This window comes from Sphingomonas sp. PSPC2-2 (assembly GCF_049897725.1).
Classification (GTDB): domain Bacteria; phylum Pseudomonadota; class Alphaproteobacteria; order Sphingomonadales; family Sphingomonadaceae; genus Sphingomonas.
Map to the genome: position 1 here is coordinate 188,677 of NZ_JAFCWU010000007.1, position 19,646 is coordinate 208,322.

A 19,646-nucleotide genomic window follows, 5' to 3' on the forward strand; every position below is an offset into this window, starting at 1 on the left:
ATAGGGATTACCGCACGCAAAACGGGCGATTTCGGTGGCACGGCACGGTTGCGGGCCCTACATCGCAGGGAATGCTCGATATCCAGACCAGCTCCGCCCTGCCGACGGCCACGCCGCATGTTACGCGCCGTGAGGATTACACGCCGCCCGACTGGCAAGTGCCCGAGATCGCGCTCGACTTCGACCTCGACCCGGCCAGCACGCGCGTGAAGGCCATGCTGCACGTGCAGCGCAGCGACACGCATGATCGCCCGCTGCGGCTCGACGGGGCGGGGCAGACGCTATTGTCGGTCAGCGTCGACGGGGTCGCGGTCAATGACTGGACGATCGAGGGCGAAACGCTGGTGCTGCCGCTGGCGGGCTCGGCGCATGTCGTCGAAACCGAGGTCGAGATCGCGCCCGAGCGCAACACGCAGCTGATGGGCCTCTATGCCTCGGGCGGCAACCTCTGCACGCAGTGCGAGGCCGAGGGCTTTCGCCGCATCACCTATTTCCCCGACCGGCCCGACGTACTCAGCCGCTACCAGGTGCGGATGACTGCGGACAAGGCGCGCTATCCGGTGCTGCTCGCCAATGGCGACCCGATCGCCTCGGGCGATTTGCCCGAGGGCAAGCATTGGGCCGAGTGGCGCGACCCCTTCCCCAAGCCCTGTTACCTGTTCGCGCTGGTGGCGGGCGATCTCGCGGTCAATCGCGGCAGCTTCGTTACGATGTCGGGGCGCGAAGTCGCGCTCGGCATCTGGGTGCGCGCCGCCGACGTGCCGCGCACCGACCATGCGCTCGCCGCGCTCAAAGCCGCAATGGCCTGGGACGAGCAGACATATGGCCGCGAATATGATCTCGACGTGTTCAACATCGTCGCGGTCGATGATTTCAACTTCGGCGCGATGGAGAATAAGGGGCTGAACATCTTCAACAGCCGCTACATCCTCGCCGACCCCGACACCGCGACCGATTATGATTATGACGGCATCGCCGCCGTCGTCGCGCACGAATATTTCCATAATTGGTCGGGCAACCGCGTCACCTGCCGCGACTGGTTCCAGCTGTCGCTGAAGGAAGGCTTCACCGTCTATCGCGACCAGTGCTTCTCGGCCGATCAGGGCTCGGCCGCAGTCAAGCGGATCGAGGATGTGCGCGGCCTGCGTGCGTCGCAATTCCCCGAGGATGCCGGACCGCTCGCCCACCCGATCCGCCCCGATTCCTATCAGGAAATCTCCAACTTCTACACCGCCACCATCTACAACAAGGGTGCCGAGATCATCCGGATGCTGGCGACCATCCTGGGCGCGCAGGCGTTCCGCGCCGGCACCGACCTGTATTTCGACCGCTTCGACGGCACCGCGGCCACCTGCGAGGATTTCGTCGCCTCGCTGGAAGATGCCAGCGCTACGGACCTGACCCAGTTCCGCCGCTGGTACTCCCAGGCGGGTACGCCGCGCATCACCGCCTCGCTGCTGCATCATCAAGGCTCGGGCCGCGCGGAACTGGTGCTGGCGCAAAACACCCCCCCGACGCCGGGCCAAAGCATCAAGCAACCGGTCGTGCTGCCGTTGCGGGTAAAACTGTTCGGGGCCGACAGCGGACAGCCCTATGCACCCGAGCAAACCGTGCTGCTGACCGAGGCGGAACACCGCATCGTTTTCGAAGACGTGCGCGAACGCCCGATCCTGTCGATCAACCGCGGTTTCTCCGCCCCGGCGATCCTCGAGACCGATCGCAGCGCCGCCGACCTGGCCTTCCTCGCCGCGCAGGATGACGATCCGTTCGCGCGCTACGAAGCGTTGCAGCAACTCATGCTCGATACGCTGGTGGAAAGTGCCGGTGGTGCCCGCGTCGATCACACCGCCGTGATCGCCGCGATCGGCGGCACGCTCGCCAACCCGCAACTCGACCGCGCTTTCGTCGCGGAAGCCGTGCTGCTGCCATCGGAAAGCTTCATCGGCGACCAGATGACGGTGGTCGATCCCGAAGCGATCTTCCGCGCCCGCGAAGCCCTGCGCCGCGATATCGGGCGCACGCTGGAGGATGCGTGGCGCACTGCCTATCATGCGGCCCGCGCCACCACCGACGGCTATGTCTATTCGCCGGAGGCCAAGGGCCTGAGGCGGCTGAAATCGGTGGCGCTCGGCTATATTGCGGCGTCGGGGGCGGGTGACGCGGGCGCACTGGCGTTCGCGCAATTCGAAGCCGCCGACAATATGACCGACCGGCAAAGCGCGTTGACCACCTTGGTCGCGGGCGATTCCACCCAGCGCACGCCTGCGCTCGACATCTTCTACAATCGCTACAGCGACAATGCGCTGGTGCTCGACAAATGGTTCTCGGTGCAGGCGATGGCCCCGCGCGACGACACCGGCGCGATCGTGCTGGAACTGTCACAGCATCGCGATTTCACGCTCGCCAACCCCAATCGCGCACGCGCGCTGATCGGTGCCTTCGGGGTCAATCAGCGCGCCTTCAACACAGCCGATGGATCGGGCTATCGCTTCCTGGCCGATCAACTGATCGCGCTGGACCGGATCAACCCGCAAACCGCCGCCAAGCTGATTCCCCCGCTCGGCCGCTGGAAGCGCTTCGACCCCAGCCGCGCCGCGCTGATGCGCGCGCAGCTCGAACGGATCGTGGCGGTGCCGGGCTTGTCGAAGGATATGGCGGAACAGGCGTCGCGCAGCCTGGACGGGTGAAGCACGCGCGGGAAGCGGGCGCTGTCCTCCGCTTCCCCTCCCTTCGGCACGCCGCTCACGCGTCGTCGGTGAGGGCCGTTGCCAAAGCGGTGCGCACCGCCAGAATTGCGTCCCGCGCTCTGTTATCCAGCGCGGCGTTGCGGGGCGACGGTGGTTTGCCCTCGAGCAACAGTGCCTTTTGCACGCCGCGAATCGTATAGCCGTCCTGCTCCAGCATCGCCGCAATACGCCGGACCAGCGCCACGTCCTCGGGACGGTAATAACGGCGATTGCCGGCGCGCTGCAGCGGTCGCAGCTGGGGGAAGCGGGTCTCCCAATAGCGCAAGATATGCTGCGGCAGCCCCGTCTCCCGCGACAATTCCCCGATCGTGCGATACGCGCCCGCCGCCTTGCCGCCCGACTCCGCTGCAGCAGGAGCGTCGGCTTTCGCGGGCGGAACCGCCATGGTCAGCGTCAGTCGGCGTCGACGATGCGATCGCGCATCATCTGGCTGGCGCGGAAGGTAAGCACGCGGCGCGGCGCGATCGGGACTTCGATGCCCGTCTTTGGATTTCGACCGACGCGCTCGCCCTTGTCGCGCAGGACGAAGGTGCCGAAGCCCGAAATCTTGACGTTGTCGCCCTTGGCCAGCGCACCACACATATGGCCAAGGATTTGCTCAACCAGCTTGGACGAATCCGCGCGCGACAGGCCAACACTATTATGGAGCGCCTCCGCCAGATCGGCCCGTGTCAACGTTCCTACAGATGCCATTCCGTTTCCCTCCCCGAAGAATGGTAGAGAACCGACCTAACACACAGAAGTGCTTGACTGAAAGTACTAGTTACTTCCTCGTAAGAAGGGATTAGAAGCGAATCACCGCGGCACCCCAGGTGAAGCCGCCGCCCATCGCTTCCAGCACAATCAGATCGCCATGCTTGATCCGCCCGTCCTTGACCGCGGTATCGAGCGCGAGTGGAACCGAGGCGGCCGAAGTGTTGGCATGCTGGTCAACCGTGACGACGACTTTGTCGGGCGACAGGTTGAGCTTGCGCGCCGTTGCATCCAGGATGCGGGCATTGGCCTGATGCGGCACCAGCCAGTCGACATCGCCCGCCGAAAGCCCGGCAACGGCCAGCGTCTCGGTCATCACCGAGGCGAGATTGACGACGGCGTGGCGAAACACCTCGCGCCCCTTCATCCGCACCTTGCCGACAGTGCCGGTGGTCGAGGGACCACCATCGACATAAAGCAGTTCGTTATGGCGGCCATCGGCGTGGAGCCGCACCGCGAGAATGCCGCGTGCGCCCGTGTCCTGCGCCTCCAGCACCACTGCGCCCGCGCCATCGCCGAACAGCACGCAGGTCGCGCGGTCTTCCCAGTCGAGGATACGGCTGAAGGTCTCCGCACCGATCACCAGCGCACGCCTGGCGGCCCCGCTGCGCAACATGCTGTCGGCAACCTGCAGCGCATAGAGAAAGCCCGAACAGACGGCGGCGACATCGAAGGCCACGCAATCATCGATGCCGAGCATCGCCTGCACCTTGGTCGCGCTGGCCGGGAAGGTCTGGTCCGGCGTGGCCGTCGCCAGCACGATCAAATCGATGTCCTGCGCCGCAATACCGGCGGAACCCAGCGCCGCGCGGCAGGCGTCTGCGGCCAGCGTGGCGGTGGTCTCGTCAGGGCCGGCGATGTGACGGAAGCGGATGCCGGTGCGCTCGACGATCCATTCGTCCGAGGTGTCGACGGTTTCGGCCAGCTCGGCATTGGACACGCGCCGCGTCGGCAGCGCCGATCCGGTGCCGATAATCACGCTTTGCATCATGCCGCCTTTTTCTCGAAATCACCCAGATCTTCCGCGATTCGCCGCGTCAGATCATCGCGCACCATCTTCGCCGCCGCCGCGATTGCGGTGGCCACGCCCACTTCGTTGGCACCGCCGTGGCTTTTAACGACCAGCCCGTTAAGCCCCAGAAAAACGGCACCATTGTGGTTATTCGGGTCGAGATGATGGCGCAGTAATTCGGTTGCGGGGCGCGAGATGAGGAAGCCGATCTTCGAGCGGACCGAAGACCGGAAAGCCCGCTTGAGCAGATCGGCGACGAACCGCGCGGTGCCTTCGGCGGTTTTCAGCGCGATATTGCCGGAAAAGCCGTCGCACACGATCACATCGACATCACCGCGCGACAATTTGTCGCCTTCGATGAAGCCGGTAAATTCCAGTGGAAGATGCGCGGCGGCGCGCAAGGCGGTGGCGGCGTCGCGAATCGTCTCGGTGCCCTTCTGGTCCTCGCTGCCGATGTTGAGCAGCGCGACTCGCGGGCGCGCGAGATCCAGCGTCGTGCGCGCATAGGCCGCGCCCATCACGGCAAACTGAATGAGATTACGCGAATCGCACTCGGTATTGGCACCGAGATCGAGCACGACCGTGTCATTGTCGCCCAGCGACGGCATCAGCCCCGCCAGCGCCGGGCGGTCGATCCCCGGGATCATGCGCAGCGACAGCTTCGACATCGCCATCAGCGCACCGGTATTGCCCGCCGACACGCAAGCGGCAGCGCGGCCCTGCTTCACCATGTCGATGGCAATACCCATCGATGTGGTCTTGGCGCGGCGAATCGCCTGGCTCGGCTTGTCGCTCGAGCCGACAACCTCCGGCGCATGGACGATTTCGGAATGCGCGGTGAGGTTGGGGTGGTTCAACAGCCCAGCCCGAATCGCTGCCTCGTCGCCGACCAGAATGAAGCGCATGTCCTCGAACCGGCGGCGGGCACGCGCCACCCCGGCGAGCATCACCGCCAGCCCTTCGTCGCCACCCATCGCATCGATCGCGATCCGGGAGCTGTTCGTCACGCTGGCCGCCCCCTGTTCACTGTCCGAGCGTTGCGTCAGGTCAGCCTTCGACCGAAACGATCTCACGACCGTTATAATGGCCGCACGACGGGCACAGATTGTGAGGACGCTTCAGTTCGCCGCAATTCGGGCATTCCTGGAACGACGCGACGGTCAGCGAATCGTGCGAACGACGCATGCCGCGCTTGGACGGCGTGGTTTTTCTTTTGGGGACGGCCATTTCGGCGAAACCTTATGCTTGTCTGACAGGTGCGATACGCCCGGTTCGGGCTCTCCGCAACCAACGCCTGAGGTTGGCCGCGCAAGCGGCACCGATGCCAGACAAATCGCGAAGATGGCGGCCTATAGCGATTCTGCGCGGCGTTGCAAGCTCAGGGAATGGATGCCAAGGCCGCATCACACGGTTTACCGGACTTTCTGGGGGAGAAGAACGATGAGTTCGATCATGTTGCCAATCACATTGATGACAGCGGGTGCCGCCGCCCTGCTCAATTTGTGGCTCGCCATGCGCACCGGCTCGGTCCGGACCAAGGCCAAGATCGATATTGGCGACGGCGGCAACGATTTGCTGATTCGCCGGATGCGCGCACATGCGAATTTCGTCGAATATACGCCCTTCATCCTGATCCTGATCGCCCTGATCGAATACACCACAGGCACGTCGCTGTGGCTGTGGGTGGCGAGCGCGGTGTTCCTGCTTGGCCGAGTCGGCCATGCGCTCGGGATGGAAGGTTTGCCCGGCGGACGGATGGTCGGCACGATCATTACGTTCGCGCTGCTGCTCGGCCTGGGCGGCTATGCGGTGGTGCTGCCCTATCTGCCACACGCGGCGACCAGCGTGACCGCCCCGAGCGCCGTCCGCGCGGGCTGAGCCTCAGGCGGCGAGCGCCGCATCGCTGACGAACATGTTGGTGCGGCGCTCATGCGCGAAACTGCTCGCCGGGCCGTGCCCCGGAATGAAGGTGGTGTCGTCGCCGAGCGGCCACAGCTTGGTGACGATCGACTCGAGCAATTGCGGATGGTTGCCGCGCGGGAAATCGGTGCGGCCGACTGACCCTGCGAACAGCACGTCACCGACCAGCGCCAGTTTGGAGGGCGCGTGGTGGAAGACGACGTGGCCAGGCGTGTGGCCAGGCGTCTCATAAACATCGAGCACGAGATTGCCGACGGTGACGGTATCGCCCTCGACCAGCCAGCGGTCCGGCTCGAAATTGACGCCGGGGATGCCGTATTGCGCACCACTTTCGGACAGGGTCGAGGTGAGGAAACGATCCTCCTCATGCGGCCCCTCGATCGCGACGCCGAGCTGTTCGGCGAGCGGCTTGGCCTCGCCGCAATGGTCGATATGGCCGTGGGTAAGGATGATCTTCTCGACCGTCACCTTGTGCTGCGCGGCGGCGGCGAGCAGCTTGGGCAAGTCGCCACCCGGATCGACGAACGCCCCGCGCATCGTCGCGGTGCACCATAACAGCGTGCAATTCTGTTGCAGCGGCGTCACCGGGATGATCGTGGCGCGAAGCGGCGGCTGGGGGGGCTGAGCGGTCATGCGCCCTGAAATACGGTGAGTGCGGCGGAAAACCAAGCGCGCGAAAACCAAGGGTTGCCGACAGGGGCGTCGCCGGGGCATTTGTTACACGACATTATGCACACGCCATCGCCCAACCCGCTTGTCCTGCGGAGCCCCTTCGTCCTGCTGGACGACGCGCGCGATGGCGGTGCAGCGGCGCGGCTCTATTGCGATCCGGTGCGAATCGTCACGGCGCGATCGGTGTCCGAAGTCCGCCCGGCGCTGGAGGCGCTGCGCGCCGCGCGGGCTGGCGGGCTGCAGGCCGCCGGATTCCTGTCCTACGAAGCCGGTACGGCGTTCGAGTCGGTCGCGGGAGCGGAGCCGGACGAGACCGGGACTCCTTTGCTGTGGTTCGGCTTGTTCGAACGTTATACCGAGATCGCCCCCGACGCGGTGCCGGCCATGCTGCCCGATCCGGCGGGGGCGTGGATCGGTGCGCCCGAACCGGCGATCGACCGCGCGACCTATGATGCGCATTTCGCCGCCGTGCAGGCGCGCATCGTCGCCGGGGACCTGTACCAGGCCAATCTCACCTATCGCGCACACGCCCGTGTCCTCGGCGATCCGCTTTCGCTGTACGCGCGCCTGCGCAATGCAGCGCGCGCCGGGTTTGGTGCGCTGATCGACACCGGGGCCGAACGGATCCTCTCGCTTTCGCCCGAATTGTTCTTTTCGCTGGAAGGCGACACGCTGCTGTGTCGGCCGATGAAGGGCACGGCGCGGCGCGGCGATAGCGCCGATGCCGACCGCGCGATTGCCGCAGCGCTGGTCGAAGACCCCAAGCAGCGCGCCGAAAATTTGATGATCGTGGACTTGATGCGCAACGATCTGGCGCGCGTTGCCCGCGCCGGATCGGTCGCGGTGCCGCATTTGTTCGAGGTGGAAACCTACCCGACGGTGCATCAATTGGTCTCGACCGTCACCGCGTCGATCGCGCCCGACACCGACGCGATCGACGTGCTGGCGGCGCTGTTTCCGTGCGGATCGATCACCGGCGCTCCGAAAATCGCGGCAATGGAGGCAATCGCCGCGATCGAAGGGGGCGCACGCGGACTCTATACCGGAGCGATCGGCCGGTTGGATGCCGATGGCGATGCCATGTTCAACGTCGCGATTCGCACGCTGACGCTGCCGTATGGCGCGGAGTACGCCAGCTTTGGCGCGGGCGGTGGCATCGTCGCCGATTCGGTCGCGGCCGAGGAATGGGACGAAGCACGTGCCAAGACCGACTTCCTGACTCGAGATGCGCGCGCGTTCGACCTGATCGAGACGATGGCGTTCGATCCCGAGCACGGCGTCTTGCGGCTGGATCGCCACCTCCGGCGGCTTGCGGCGAGTGCGCAGGCGTTCGGCTTCGCGTTCGACCGGCACGGCACCCGCAATGAGCTGCAGGCGGCGACCTTCCGCCTGCGGACGCGGCGCAAGGTCCGCCTGGTGCTGGCACCGAGCGGCGCGGTCGCGATCGAAATCGCCGAAATGCCTGCGGCTTCGGATCAGCCCTTGTCGGTGGCGGTGGTTCCCCTGCCGGTCACCCCCGACGATTTTCGCCTACGCCACAAAACCAGCGACCGCGCCTTTTACGACCGCGCGCGTGTGGCTGCGGGCAGCGACGAAGTGGTGTTCGTGCGCCCCGACGGGCGGCTGACCGAGGGGAGTTTCACCTCGCTGTTCGTGCCGCGCGGGGATGTCCTCGTTACGCCGCCACTGGAGGACGGACTGTTACCAGGGGTGTTGCGCGCCGACCTGCTGGCGCAAGGCCGGGCGATCGAGGGTGTACTCACCGAGGCCGATCTGGCGCATGAATTTTTCGTCGGTAACGCCCTGCGCGGACTGATTCGTGCGCGACGCACGGTTGCGGCAACGCCGCTGGCGGGATAAGCGCTCGCGCGAGTTCCCCGCCGCCACGGCTTTTTCCCAAGGCTCTTTCTTATGCATCCATCCGCCGCGCTCGCCCGCATCAAGCCCTCGCCGACGCTGGCGATCACCACGCGCGTGCAGGAATTGAAGCGCGCAGGCGTTGACGTGATTGGTCTCGGCGCAGGCGAGCCCGATTTCGACACGCCCGATTTCGTGAAGGAAGCCGCGATCAAGGCGATTCGCGACGGCCAGACCAAGTACACCAATGTCGACGGCACGCCGGAGCTGAAGGCCGCGATCGTCGCAAAGTTCGCGCGCGACAACGAACTGTCCTACACCCCCGACCAGATCAGCGTGAATGTCGGCGGCAAGCACACCTTGTTCAACGCGATCGTCGCCACGGTCGATGTCGGGGACGAAGTGATCGTGCCTGCGCCCTATTGGGTGAGCTATCCCGATGTCGTGCTGTTCGCGGGCGGCACACCGGTGTTCGTCGCGGCTGGGCCGGAGCAGGGCTACAAATTGCGTCCCGAGCAGCTCGAGGCGGCGATCACCCCGCGCACCAAATGGGTGATCCTCAATTCGCCCTCGAACCCGACCGGTGCTGCCTATAGCGCTGCCGAGTTGAAGGCGCTGGGCGAAGTGCTCGAGCGCCACCCGCATGTGTGGATCTTCGCCGACGATATGTACGAGCATATCCTCTATGACGGCTTCGAATTCACCACGATCGCGCAAGTATGCCCGTCGCTGTACGAGCGCACGCTGACCGTCAACGGCTGCTCCAAGGCCTATGCCATGACCGGCTGGCGCATCGGCTATGCCGGGGGCGCGTCGTGGCTGATCAAGGCGATGTCCAAGCTGCAGTCGCAATCGACCAGCAACCCGTGCTCGATCGCGCAGGCCGCTGCCGTTGCGGCGCTCAATGGCGACCAGAGCTTCCTCAAGGACCGTGCCGCCGCGTTCCAGGTGCGGCGCGATCTGGTCGTGTCGATGCTGAACGAGGCCGAAGGCATCACTTGCCCGAAGCCGGAGGGGGCGTTCTATGTCTATCCCGAATTCTCGGCGCTGATCGGCAAATCGACGCCGTCGGGCAAGCTGATCGACAGCGACGAAGCCTTCGTCGCCTATCTGCTCGACGATGCCAAGGTCGCCGCCGTCCAGGGTGCGGCATTCGGCCTGTCCCCGGCGATGCGCATTTCCTATGCCACTTCCGACGCGCTGCTGCGCGAAGCCTGCGAACGCATCCAGACGGCCTGCGCAAACGTACGTTGAGCCATTGGTTCAGCTTTTAGCAACGATTGGTTGCTGAAAAGCCTCTTGCGAAACGATCGGACAATGTCGATTTGCTGCGTCGCAGCGATCGGCATTGGGCCGAGCGCGAAAGGGTTTACAATGCGCAGCGTTCTTAAGTCGGGTTTCTTGTGGCAGTTTGCGGGTGGCTTCGCCTTGGGCGCGGTCGCTCTTGTAACGCTGCACCCGACCGAAGGCGCGCGGGCCACCACCCCGACCGAGGCGAAAGCACCGGCTACCCGCTAATCGTCTGCTCGATGACGGGGTCCGCTTCGTCGGCCTCCGCTGCGGCCGCCGAGTTGCCCACGCTCTTCTGCCGATAGCGCCGCGCCATCAGGGCGGCACCGAGCAGAAAGCCCCCCGGCACCAGCACCACCGCTGCCGCCAGCCCAATCCGGTTCCAGTTCGTTTCTTTGCGTTCCATCCGGAGCGCTTAGACGATCATCCCAGATCCGCTGTCACAAAATCGGCACAGCGCTCCCCGATCATGATCGATGGGGCGTTGGTGTTGCCCGAGATGAGCTTGGGCATAACCGAGGCATCGGCCACGTACAGCCCTTCCACGCCGCGCACGCGCAACCGCGGATCGCACACCGCCGCGTCGTCCGATCCCATGCGCGCCGTCCCGACCGGGTGATACACCGTGTCGGCGCGCGCGCGGATCAGGCGCTCCAGCGCGTCATCGTCGCTCAGATCGATCGGGTAGCGATCGCGCCCCTTGTGGTTGCTCAGCGGCGCGGTCTCGAGAATGCGGTACATCGCGCGCACGCCGCGCTTCATCACCTCCATGTCGCGGGAATCGCTGAAAAAGGCGGGGTCGATCAACGGTGCTGCGCGCGCATCGACCGAGGCCAGCCGCACCGTGCCGTGGCTTTCGGGCCGGAGCACGCAGACGTGGCAGGAAAAGCCATGCCCAGGCACCTTGGTGCGGCCATGATCCTCGAGTGCTGCGATCACGAAATGGAGCTGCACGTCGGGGGCGGGGGCATCGGGCGATACGGTCAGAAAGGCACCGGCTTCGGCAAAAGGCGTGGTCATCATGCCCTGGCGCTTGCGCAGCCATTGGAAGAACGCGCTGCCCATCGCCAGCGTGCCCTTCAGCGATGAACCGACAAACTCGGTCCCCGGTGTCTCGAACGCTGCGACATAATCGATATGGTCCTGCAAATTGGACCCGACCGCAGGCCGGTCCACCCGCACCGCGATACCCTTTTCGCGTAAATGCACGCCGGGTCCGATCCCCGACAGCATCAGCAATTGCGCTGTGCCGAACACGCCGCCCGCCAGGATGACGCCGCGCCGCGCGCGAATCACCTTCGATTGGCCATCCTGCAAATAGGCGACACCCCACACCCGCCCTTCGTCGAACAGCACACGTTCGGCGGTAACGCCGGTCAGGATATGCAGATCGGGATTGGCCGGGCGATCCCCCAGATAGGCGCGCGCCGAGGTCCAGCGCTCGCCATTCTTCTGCGTCACCTGATACAGGCCGATCCCGTCCTGCCGTTCGCCATTGAAATCCATGTTGCGCGGGATTTGCAGGCTCGCGCCTGCCTCGATGAAATCAAGGCTGCCGGGATTGGCGAATTTCTGGTCGCTCACCCATAACGGCCCGTCGCCGCCATGATAGGCATCGCCACGCCGCACATTGTGTTCGCTGCGTTTGAACCAGGGCAGCACCTCGTCATACGACCAGCCGGGACAGCCCATCGCCGCCCAATTGTCATAGTCCCAGCGATTGCCGCGAATATAGATCATCGCATTGATCGCGCTCGATCCGCCCAGCCCCTTGCCGCGCGGCTGATGCCCGCGTCGGCCGTTCAACCCGGCTTGCGGCACCGTCTCGTAATTCCAGTTGGTCTTGTCGGTCTGGAAAGCGAGGAAAGCCGGAATGCGCGTGCGCAAACCGGTGTTGCGCCCGCCCGCCTCCAGCAAGGCGACCGAGAATTTCCCGCCTTCGCTCAGCCGCCCGGCCGCCGCCGCTCCGCCAGATCCGCCCCCGACGACGACGATGTCGGCTTCTTCCATTCGACCTCTCCCCACCCTGGCGCTTTACTGCACCCTGTCTGTGTCTTGCTCTGTGGTGCCGCTCACGCGCGCGCGCCACCGCGCCTTGATCGTCTCCGACGTGTCGCGGCTGCCATCATGGCTCCACCCCGGCGGCATCACCAGATAGCCGAGCTTGGCACGAAGCCCGGGCGCGCGCCACACATCCTGCGCGATGCCGATCCATTCGTGGAACGCCGCCCATAACAGGTTGAAGCTGCCGAGATTCTTGACGATGCCGTATTGGGGCCGGTCATCGGCGCGCTCGGGCTCGAACGTGCCGAACATCCGGTCCCACACGATGAACACCCCGGCATAATTGGTGTCGAGATAGCGCGGGTTGGTCGCGTGATGCGCACGGTGGTGCGACGGCGTGTTCATCACCGCCTCGAACCAGCGTGGCATCCGGTCGATCACTTCGGTGTGGATCCAGAATTGGTAGATCAGATTCAGCCCCGCAACGAAGAACACCATTGCTGGCGGAAAACCGATCAGGAACAGCGGCAGGCGGAAGATGAACCCGATCGAGATGAAGCCCGTCCAGGTCTGCCTGAGCGCGGTCGACAGATTATAATGCTGGCTCGAATGGTGGATGACATGGCTCGCCCAGAACCAGCGGACGCGGTGTGCCGAGCGATGGAAGACATAATAGGCCAGATCGTCGAGGACGAAGGCGAGCACGAACCAATACCATTGGTAGCCGATGTCGAACAGCCGGAACTGCCACACCCACAGCGCCATCGCATAAACCAGGCCGACCGACAGCGCCCCCGCGACGGTGCTGCCCAGCCCCAGCAAGAGCGAGGTCAACGTATCGCGCGGTTCGTAACGGGTGCGGTCGCGCATCCGGGCGACCACCATCTCGGCCAGCACCAGCACAATGAAGCCGGGCACAGCATATTGGACGGGATCGGGCAGCTCCATGACGCTACTTACACCCTTGTCAGTGCCTCTTTGTCAATGCAGCGTGACCACGACATCGCGCGGTCGGTCGGCCGATGCCTCGATCGCGCGCACTTCGATATCGGTTACGCCGAACAACAGCACGCTGCCGAACAGCCGCTCGCCCGTTTCTATCCGCACGCCCTCGATTCCCTGGCTGAGCTGAAGCGGCGCGATCAGGCGACGCGCGGCGATCCTCGCACCGTGGCGTTTGAGTAGGGCAACGGCACCATTGCCCGCGACCAGCGCCGCGCCACCATCGGTACCGATCACGGCGTCATGCGCGATGAACCCCGCCAGCATCTGCTCGGCGGTTTCGCGCGCTTGCGCCACACTCGCAATCCGGCTCTCGCCCAGCCGCAACCAGCGCGCGATCAGCGCGAGCGCGATCACGCCTGCAAGACTATAGCCGAGTTGCGTCCAGTTCATGCCGCCGTGGACAGCGCATCGAGCAGCGGCCGCAGGCCGGTCAGGTCATACCCCGCCGCCGCAGCCTTCGCCATTGCGGCGTCGGGGTGCGCGCCCGCCTTCACCGCCGCCAGCGCCCACAGATTGCACGACCGTGTGCCCGAGCGGCAATAGGCCAGCACCGGCCCTTTGGCCTCGCCCAGCACCGCTGCCATCGCGTCGATTTGCGGGTGCGAGAAACCGGCATGGGTGACGGGAATGGCGGTATAGCCAAGCCCGGCAGCCGCTGCGGCGGCGGCGATTTCCTCGCCGGTCGGCTGGCCGAAATCCTCGCCGTCGGGGCGGTTGTTGACGATGACGGTAAAGCCGGCCGCAGCGAGCTCCGCCAGATCGTCCAGGGCAATCTGCGGCGCGACGGAGATGGTGGCGTCGATGGTGCGGAGTGTGGTCATGCGGTTAATCTAACCAGCACGGTGGCGTTGCGAAAGCGACAGATTGTGGATGCGCGGAGAAGAAAAGCTAAACGCAAAGGCGCGAAGCGATTGGTCGCACAGCCATCCCCCTTTCTTCTCTTTGCGTCTTCGCGGCTTCGCGCGAGAACCCCTTCTTCTCGCCTAAAACCGCCGCACCACCGCCAGAAACGCCTCGCCATAGGCCTCCAGCTTGCGCGTGCCGACGCCCGTGATTCGCCCCATCGCCGCCAGTGTCGCGGGGCGCAGCGTCGCCATTTCGCGCAGCACCGAATCGTGGAAGATCACATACGGCGGCACGCTTGCCTCCAGCGCAAGTTCGCGGCGCTTGGTGCGCAGCGCCTCGAACAGCGGATCGCCGCTCGGATTCAGTTGCGCGCCGGTGCCGCCGCGCGTGCGCCGCGTACGCTTAGGCGGCAGAATCAGATCGACGCGCTCGCCTTCCTTCAGGATACCGCGCGCGCCCGGCCCAAACTCCAGCCCGCCAAAGTCGTTCGCGCGCAACGCATCGCGCAGCAACAACGCGCGTCCCACCGGCTTGATCAGCGCCGCTTCCTCCGGCGACGAGGCGATGCCGAACACGCCGAGCGACTCATGCCCGTTCATCAGGCTGCGCTCGCTCGACTGGCCCATCAGGACTTGTTCGATATAGCCCGCGCCAAAGCTCTGGCCTGTGCGAAACACCGCGGAGAGGAATTTCCTCGCCACCTCCGTCGCGTCGACCGCCGCCGGAGGGTTGAGGCAATTGTCGCAATTCCCACATGTTTCGGGGCTGTCATCGCCGAAATGCTTCAGCAGGATCTTGCGCCGGCACCCCGCCGTCTCGGCCAGCGCGCCCAGCGCCGCCAGCCGTTGCCGCTCGCCCGGCTGCCGCGCGGGTTCGACCTCGCCGATGCGTTGCCGCGCCCGCGCGAAATCCTCGGCACCCCAGAACAGATGCGCCACCGCCGGATCGCCATCGCGGCCCGCGCGCCCCGTTTCCTGATAATAGGCCTCGATCGACTTGGGCAGCCCGGCATGCGCGACGAAGCGCACATCGGGCTTGTCGATGCCCATGCCAAAGGCGACCGTCGCGCACATCACCATGTCCTCGCTGGCGACGAAATCGGCCTGATTCTTGGCACGCACATGCGGATCGAGCCCGGCATGATAGGCGCGCGTCGGCCGTCCGGTCTTGGCCAACGCCTCCGCCATTTTCTCCGTCCCCGCGCGGCTCTGGACATAGACGATGCCCGCCCCCGGCGTTTCCGCGATCAGATCGGCGATCTGGCGGGTGGCATTGTCCTTGGGGCTGATGCGGTACTGGATATTGGGCCGGTCGAACCCGGCGACGATCATCCCGTCATGCGGAATACCGAGCTGGTCGAGAATATCGGCACGGGTATGCGCGTCGGCGGTCGCTGTCAGCGCCAGGCGCGGCACCTCGGGAAAGGCATCGAGCAGCGGGCGCAGCAGCCGGTAATCGGGGCGGAAGTCATGCCCCCATTCGGACACGCAATGCGCCTCGTCGATCGCGAACAAAGCGAGCGGCGCCTGCCCCAGCAAATCGCGAAAGCTGCCACTCGATGCGCGTTCGGGCGCGACATAGAGCAGATCGAGCTCGCCGCGCCGGAAGCGCGCGATCGTCTCCATCTGGTCGGTATCGACCGAGGTCAGCGTCGCCGCGCTGATCCCGATCGCGGTCGCCGCACGCAACTGATCGTGCATCAGCGCGATCAGCGGCGACACCACGACACAGGTGCCGGGCAGCGCCAGCGCAGGCAATTGATAGCAAAGCGACTTGCCCGCCCCCGTCGGCATCACCGCCAGCGTGTTCTGCCCCGCCAGCACGCGCTCCACCACCGATCCCTGTACCCCGCGAAAGGCGGGAAAGCCGAAGGTCGATTGCAATATGGGGAGGGGGTCGAGCGTCATGCCCCGATCTAGCGTGCCCCGCCCCGAAGCGTAAGGGGCACACCCACGCAATTAACCGGGCGCTCACAATCCGGTCCTAAAGTCACCCCATCCCGAAACCCGGACCGGCTGGGGGTGCCGTGCACGCGACAATGACGATGGTTTCGGACGGTATCGGCTGGCTTGCCGGCTATTGGGCCAATCAACTCGGCGGAACCTTCTTCGGCACGGGGTCGACGCTGTCGATTTTCGGGCTGGTGGTGACGGTGCTGATCGCCGCGTTTCTTGCGGTGCCGCGCGGGCGGCGGGCGATGCCCCGGCTGGCGGTGTGGCGGCGCGCGCTATTCCCCCGCCGGATCTTCTCCAGCGCCTCGGGCCGCGCCGATCTGTGGTGGTTCGCATTCAGCCTGTTCGGCTATGGGCTGCTGTTCGGCTGGGCAGTGCTGTCGAGCGTGCAGATTACGGCGCTGATTCGTCTGGCAACCGGCCCGATTGCGCCGCTCGGCCTGCCGCCGCTCGTGGCGAGTGCGGTGCTGACGGTGCTGCTCTATCTCGCTTATGAATTTTCGTACTGGCTCGATCATTATCTGAGCCACGCAGTCCCGCTGCTGTGGCAGTTCCATGCGGTCCATCACTCCGCCGAAAGCCTGTCGCTGTTGACGACCTTCCGCGTCCATCCGGTCGACACGATCGTCTTCGCCAATATCACCGCCATCCTGATCGGGGTGACGCAAGGCCTGGCCGGTCCGCTGCTGGGGGAACCGCACGGTGTGACGATCGGCGGGGTGAACGCCTTGACGATGATCGGTGCCATCACGCTCACCCATCTGCAGCATTCGCATCTGTGGGTGACGTTCGGCCCGCGCTGGGGCCGGTGGCTGCTGAGCCCGGCGCATCACCAGATCCACCATTCGATGGACGTGCAGCATCACAACCGCAATTTTGGCAATACGCTCGCGCTGTTCGACCGGCTGTTCGGCACCTTATACGTGCCGGGCGCACGCCGCGAGCCGTTGCGGTTGGGCGTGGAAGGTGGCGGGATGCGGCCGCATGGCTGGCGAAATGCCGTGTTCGCGCCGTTCGGCAAGGCGTGGGCGCTGCGGCCTCATACTCCCAACCCTCTTGCGCAACCCGATCCATCGCGGGCAAACGCCGGGCATGGATAACGTGATCGACAACAAGGCCGAGGCCGAATTCGAACTGACCGTCGGCGGCAAGCGCGCGGTCGCGGCCTATCAGATGGAAGGCGGCACGATCGTGTTCACCCACACTATCGTGCCCAAGGCGCTGGAGGGCCGCGGCGTCGGCTCGAAACTGATCCGCGCCGCACTCGACTCGGCGCGCGACCGGGGGTTGAAGGTCATCCCGCAATGCCCGTTCGTCGCGGCCTATATCGAGAAGCATCCGGAGTATCGGGAATTGCTGGCGTAACAGCATTGCCCACCCCGTTCGTTTCGAACGGGAATTCGGGACTGTCCACCGCCCGATCGCGCTACTCCGCCGCCACCGACTCCTCCGCCCGCTCCTGCGCCTGGCGGTTCCACATTTCCGCATACAGCCCGTTCTTGCGCAGCAGCACGGCATGGCTGCCGCGTTCGACCACGCGCCCGGCTTCCAGCACGACGATCTCGTCGGCATGGACCACGGTCGACAGGCGGTGCGCGATCACGATCGTGGTGCGGCCGCGTTCGATCGCCTGCAGCGTATCGAGAATCTCGCCCTCGGTACGGCTGTCGAGCGCGCTGGTCGCTTCGTCCAGGATCAGCACTGGCGGATTCTTGAGCAGGGTCCGCGCGATCGCCACGCGCTGCTTTTCACCGCCCGACAGCTTCAGCCCGCGCTCGCCGACACGCGTCGCATAGCCCTCGGGCTGGCGCTCGATGAACCCCGCAATCGCCGCGCCCCGCGCCGCAGCCTCGATCTCGTCTTGCCCGGCCCCTTCGCGGCCATACGCGATGTTGTAGCCGATCGTGTCGTTGAACAGCACGGTATCCTGCGGCACGATGCCAATCGCCGCGCGCAGGCTCGCTTGCGTCACCTGCGCGATATCCTGCCCGTCGATCGTGATGCGCCCGCCGGTCAGATCGTAGAACCGGAACATCAGCCGCGCGAGCGTCGATTTGCCCGCGCCCGATGGCCCGACCACCGCCAGCGTCTTGCCCGCCGGAATATCCAGATCGATGCCCTTCAGGATCGGCATCCCCGCATCATAACCGAAGCGCACATCCTCGAAACGGACGTGGCCGCGCGCCACCAGCAGCGGCGTGGCGTCGGGTGCGTCGACCACCTCCGACTGCGTATCGATCAAGTCGAACATCGCGCCCATATCGATCACGCCCTGACGGATCGTGCGATAGACCATACCGAGCAGATCGAGCGGACGGAACAGTTGCGACAGCAGCGTCGAGACGAACACCACGTCGCCCGCCGAGAATCTGCCGCCGCCCCAGCCCCAGGCAACGAACGCCATCCCGCCGCCGAGCATCAGGTTGGTGATGAGCGCTTGCCCGACGTTGAGCCATGCCAGTGAGTTTTCGGAAATGACCGCGGCATTGGCATAAGCCGCCATCGCCGCATCATAGCGCTTGCCCTCGCGCTCCTCCGCCCCGAAATATTTGACCGTCTCGAAATTGAGCAGCGAATCGACCGCATGGCTGACCGCCCCGGTGTCGAGATCGTTCATCCGCGTGCGCAAGGCGGCGCGCCAGTCGGTCACCATCCGCGTGAACCAGATATAAGCGACCACCATCACCATCGTCGCCGCGACCAGCCCCCAGCCGAAGCTCGAGCGGAAGATGTTGAGCACCAGCAGCAGCTCCAGCACCGTCGGCGCGATGTTGAACAGCATGAAATACAGCATCGTATCGATGCTCTTGGTACCGCGCTCGACCACCTTGGTCACCGCCCCCGTGCGCCGTTCCAGATGGAAGCGCAGGCTGAGCTGGTGGAGGTGGCGGAATACGCTCGCTGCGAGGCGCCGCGTCGCATCCTGCCCGACGCGCTCGAACACCGCATTGCGCAGATTGTCGAACAGCGTCGTCGCGAAGCGCGCACCGGCATAGCCCAGCACCAACGCGATCACGATCCACATTGCGGAGCGATCGCCCTGCGCCATCCGGTCGACCGCCCATTTCAGCGTGTAAGCGCTGACATAGACCTGGGTGACCTTGGACACCGCGACCAGCAGCATCGCCCCCACGATCCGCAGCCGCAGCATCGGCGCGTCCGCCGGCCACAGATAGGGCAGGAAACGCTTGAGCGTCGGCAGCATGGGCCGCTCGGACGCGGTCGAGGAGGTGGCGGTATCGGGGGGCATCTTTCCCTCATGTAAGCGCAGTCAAGCGGTATCCCAAGCGCTTCATGGAACAAGCAAGGCGTCTCGTCGGTTTTACAGGCGAACGGAGACGATCATGGAACCGCTGTTCTACGTCATGGCGATCATGGGTTGCGGCGACGGCAGCACCGCCTGCCAGCAGGCCCGCGTCGAGCCCGCGCATTACCAATCGATCCGCGCCTGCCAGATGGCGATGCCCGCCGCCCTGGCGCGCAACAGCGATATTGATTACCCCGTCGTGGCCGCATCGTGCCGTGCGACCGGCGAACGCATGGCACAGGTCGTGCCGCACTCGCCGCGCGGATGATTCCCAGCGCGCG

Annotated in this window: 21 protein-coding genes; 8 read left to right on the top strand and 13 right to left on the bottom strand. The window is 65.3% G+C overall.

The genetic code is table 11. The annotated features are described in order from the left end of the window. Positions 1 to 71 precede the first annotated feature (71 nt). Positions 72 to 2,687 carry an aminopeptidase N gene (gene pepN / locus ACP7BY_RS14210; RefSeq protein ID WP_137902471.1) on the top strand — a complete coding sequence of 872 codons (2,616 nt, stop codon included), beginning with the start codon at positions 72 to 74 and terminating at the stop codon, positions 2,685 to 2,687. Between the two features lie 55 nt (positions 2,688 to 2,742). Here pepN and ACP7BY_RS14215 read toward each other — a convergent pair whose 3' ends face one another. The 5 genes from ACP7BY_RS14215 to rpmF form a co-directional block, all read right to left on the bottom strand. Continuing rightward, a complete protein-coding gene (locus ACP7BY_RS14215; protein ID WP_033965869.1) occupies positions 2,743 to 3,132 on the bottom strand; it encodes a MerR family transcriptional regulator in 390 nt (129 codons plus the stop codon). 8 nt (positions 3,133 to 3,140) lie between these two features. Then, positions 3,141 to 3,440, bottom strand: coding sequence for an integration host factor subunit alpha (locus tag ACP7BY_RS14220; protein ID WP_029622769.1), 300 nt, complete (start codon positions 3,438 to 3,440; stop codon positions 3,141 to 3,143). 91 nt (positions 3,441 to 3,531) lie between these two features. Then, positions 3,532 to 4,491 (bottom strand): beta-ketoacyl-ACP synthase III, encoded by a 960-nt coding sequence (locus tag ACP7BY_RS14225; RefSeq protein ID WP_033965871.1) that lies wholly within the window; start codon positions 4,489 to 4,491, stop codon positions 3,532 to 3,534. Continuing rightward, positions 4,488 to 5,519, bottom strand: coding sequence for a phosphate acyltransferase PlsX (gene plsX, locus ACP7BY_RS14230; protein ID WP_033965872.1), 1,032 nt, complete (start codon positions 5,517 to 5,519; stop codon positions 4,488 to 4,490). Before plsX ends, ACP7BY_RS14225 begins: the two co-directional genes overlap by 4 nt. Before the next feature lie 40 nt (positions 5,520 to 5,559). Continuing rightward, on the bottom strand, positions 5,560 to 5,739 hold the full coding sequence (gene rpmF, locus ACP7BY_RS14235; RefSeq protein WP_010406047.1) for a 50S ribosomal protein L32: 180 nt from the start codon (positions 5,737 to 5,739) through the stop codon (positions 5,560 to 5,562). A 213-nt stretch (positions 5,740 to 5,952) separates the two neighbouring features. Here rpmF and ACP7BY_RS14240 point away from each other — a divergent pair, with 213 nt between their 5' ends. Beyond that, complete coding sequence (locus ACP7BY_RS14240) at positions 5,953 to 6,390, top strand: MAPEG family protein (RefSeq protein ID WP_137902472.1); 438 nt, start codon at positions 5,953 to 5,955, stop codon at positions 6,388 to 6,390. Between the two features lie 3 nt (positions 6,391 to 6,393). Here ACP7BY_RS14240 and ACP7BY_RS14245 read toward each other — a convergent pair whose 3' ends face one another. Beyond that, a complete protein-coding gene (locus tag ACP7BY_RS14245; RefSeq protein ID WP_033965874.1) occupies positions 6,394 to 7,065 on the bottom strand; it encodes an MBL fold metallo-hydrolase in 672 nt (223 codons plus the stop codon). A gap of 96 nt (positions 7,066 to 7,161) precedes the next feature. On the opposite strand from ACP7BY_RS14245, the gene pabB reads away from it, so the two are divergent. The 3 genes from pabB (at position 7,162) to ACP7BY_RS14260 (ending at position 10,479) form a co-directional block, all read left to right on the top strand. Next, positions 7,162 to 8,964 carry an aminodeoxychorismate synthase component I gene (gene pabB, locus ACP7BY_RS14250; protein WP_137902541.1) on the top strand — a complete coding sequence of 601 codons (1,803 nt, stop codon included), beginning with the start codon at positions 7,162 to 7,164 and terminating at the stop codon, positions 8,962 to 8,964. A 51-nt stretch (positions 8,965 to 9,015) separates the two neighbouring features. Further along, entirely contained in the window at positions 9,016 to 10,215 is a 1,200-nt protein-coding gene (locus ACP7BY_RS14255; protein ID WP_033965875.1) for a pyridoxal phosphate-dependent aminotransferase, read from the top strand. 120 nt (positions 10,216 to 10,335) lie between these two features. Further along, positions 10,336 to 10,479 (top strand): hypothetical protein, encoded by a 144-nt coding sequence (locus ACP7BY_RS14260; RefSeq protein ID WP_171010460.1) that lies wholly within the window; start codon positions 10,336 to 10,338, stop codon positions 10,477 to 10,479. Here ACP7BY_RS14260 and ACP7BY_RS14265 read toward each other — a convergent pair. From ACP7BY_RS14265 to recQ, 6 genes are all read right to left on the bottom strand, one after another. Then, positions 10,469 to 10,657 carry a hypothetical protein gene (locus ACP7BY_RS14265; RefSeq protein WP_033965878.1) on the bottom strand — a complete coding sequence of 63 codons (189 nt, stop codon included), beginning with the start codon at positions 10,655 to 10,657 and terminating at the stop codon, positions 10,469 to 10,471. The two genes, ACP7BY_RS14260 and ACP7BY_RS14265, sit on opposite strands and share 11 nt — an antisense overlap. A 17-nt stretch (positions 10,658 to 10,674) precedes the next feature. Further along, complete coding sequence (locus ACP7BY_RS14270; protein ID WP_126845887.1) at positions 10,675 to 12,261, bottom strand: GMC family oxidoreductase; 1,587 nt, start codon at positions 12,259 to 12,261, stop codon at positions 10,675 to 10,677. A 24-nt stretch (positions 12,262 to 12,285) separates the two neighbouring features. Further along, positions 12,286 to 13,203 carry a sterol desaturase family protein gene (locus ACP7BY_RS14275; RefSeq protein ID WP_033965880.1) on the bottom strand — a complete coding sequence of 306 codons (918 nt, stop codon included), beginning with the start codon at positions 13,201 to 13,203 and terminating at the stop codon, positions 12,286 to 12,288. A 33-nt stretch (positions 13,204 to 13,236) separates the two neighbouring features. Further along, positions 13,237 to 13,650 carry a hypothetical protein gene (locus tag ACP7BY_RS14280; protein ID WP_033965882.1) on the bottom strand — a complete coding sequence of 138 codons (414 nt, stop codon included), beginning with the start codon at positions 13,648 to 13,650 and terminating at the stop codon, positions 13,237 to 13,239. Further along, positions 13,647 to 14,081, bottom strand: a complete 435-nt coding sequence (locus tag ACP7BY_RS14285; RefSeq protein WP_137902473.1) for a TIGR01244 family sulfur transferase — start codon at positions 14,079 to 14,081, stop codon at positions 13,647 to 13,649. The genes ACP7BY_RS14280 and ACP7BY_RS14285 overlap by 4 nt, the downstream gene beginning before the upstream one ends. A gap of 162 nt (positions 14,082 to 14,243) precedes the next feature. Continuing rightward, complete coding sequence (gene recQ / locus ACP7BY_RS14290; RefSeq protein ID WP_137902474.1) at positions 14,244 to 16,013, bottom strand: DNA helicase RecQ; 1,770 nt, start codon at positions 16,011 to 16,013, stop codon at positions 14,244 to 14,246. 131 nt (positions 16,014 to 16,144) lie between these two features. Here recQ and ACP7BY_RS14295 point away from each other — a divergent pair, with 131 nt between their 5' ends. Continuing rightward, on the top strand, positions 16,145 to 17,158 hold the full coding sequence (locus ACP7BY_RS14295) for a sterol desaturase family protein (RefSeq protein ID WP_052192070.1): 1,014 nt from the start codon (positions 16,145 to 16,147) through the stop codon (positions 17,156 to 17,158). After that, the gene (locus ACP7BY_RS14300) at positions 17,151 to 17,423 is read left to right on the top strand and encodes a GNAT family N-acetyltransferase (RefSeq protein WP_033963576.1); all 273 of its coding nucleotides are present in this window, start codon (positions 17,151 to 17,153) and stop codon (positions 17,421 to 17,423) included. Before ACP7BY_RS14295 ends, ACP7BY_RS14300 begins: the two co-directional genes overlap by 8 nt. Before the next feature lie 61 nt (positions 17,424 to 17,484). On the opposite strand, the gene ACP7BY_RS14305 is transcribed toward ACP7BY_RS14300, so the two are convergent. Further along, a complete protein-coding gene (locus tag ACP7BY_RS14305; RefSeq protein WP_033963577.1) occupies positions 17,485 to 19,308 on the bottom strand; it encodes an ABCB family ABC transporter ATP-binding protein/permease in 1,824 nt (607 codons plus the stop codon). 94 nt (positions 19,309 to 19,402) lie between these two features. Between ACP7BY_RS14305 and ACP7BY_RS14310 the strand changes: the two genes are divergently transcribed. Then, positions 19,403 to 19,633 carry a hypothetical protein gene (locus ACP7BY_RS14310; RefSeq protein WP_033963578.1) on the top strand — a complete coding sequence of 77 codons (231 nt, stop codon included), beginning with the start codon at positions 19,403 to 19,405 and terminating at the stop codon, positions 19,631 to 19,633. Positions 19,634 to 19,646 lie beyond the last annotated feature (13 nt).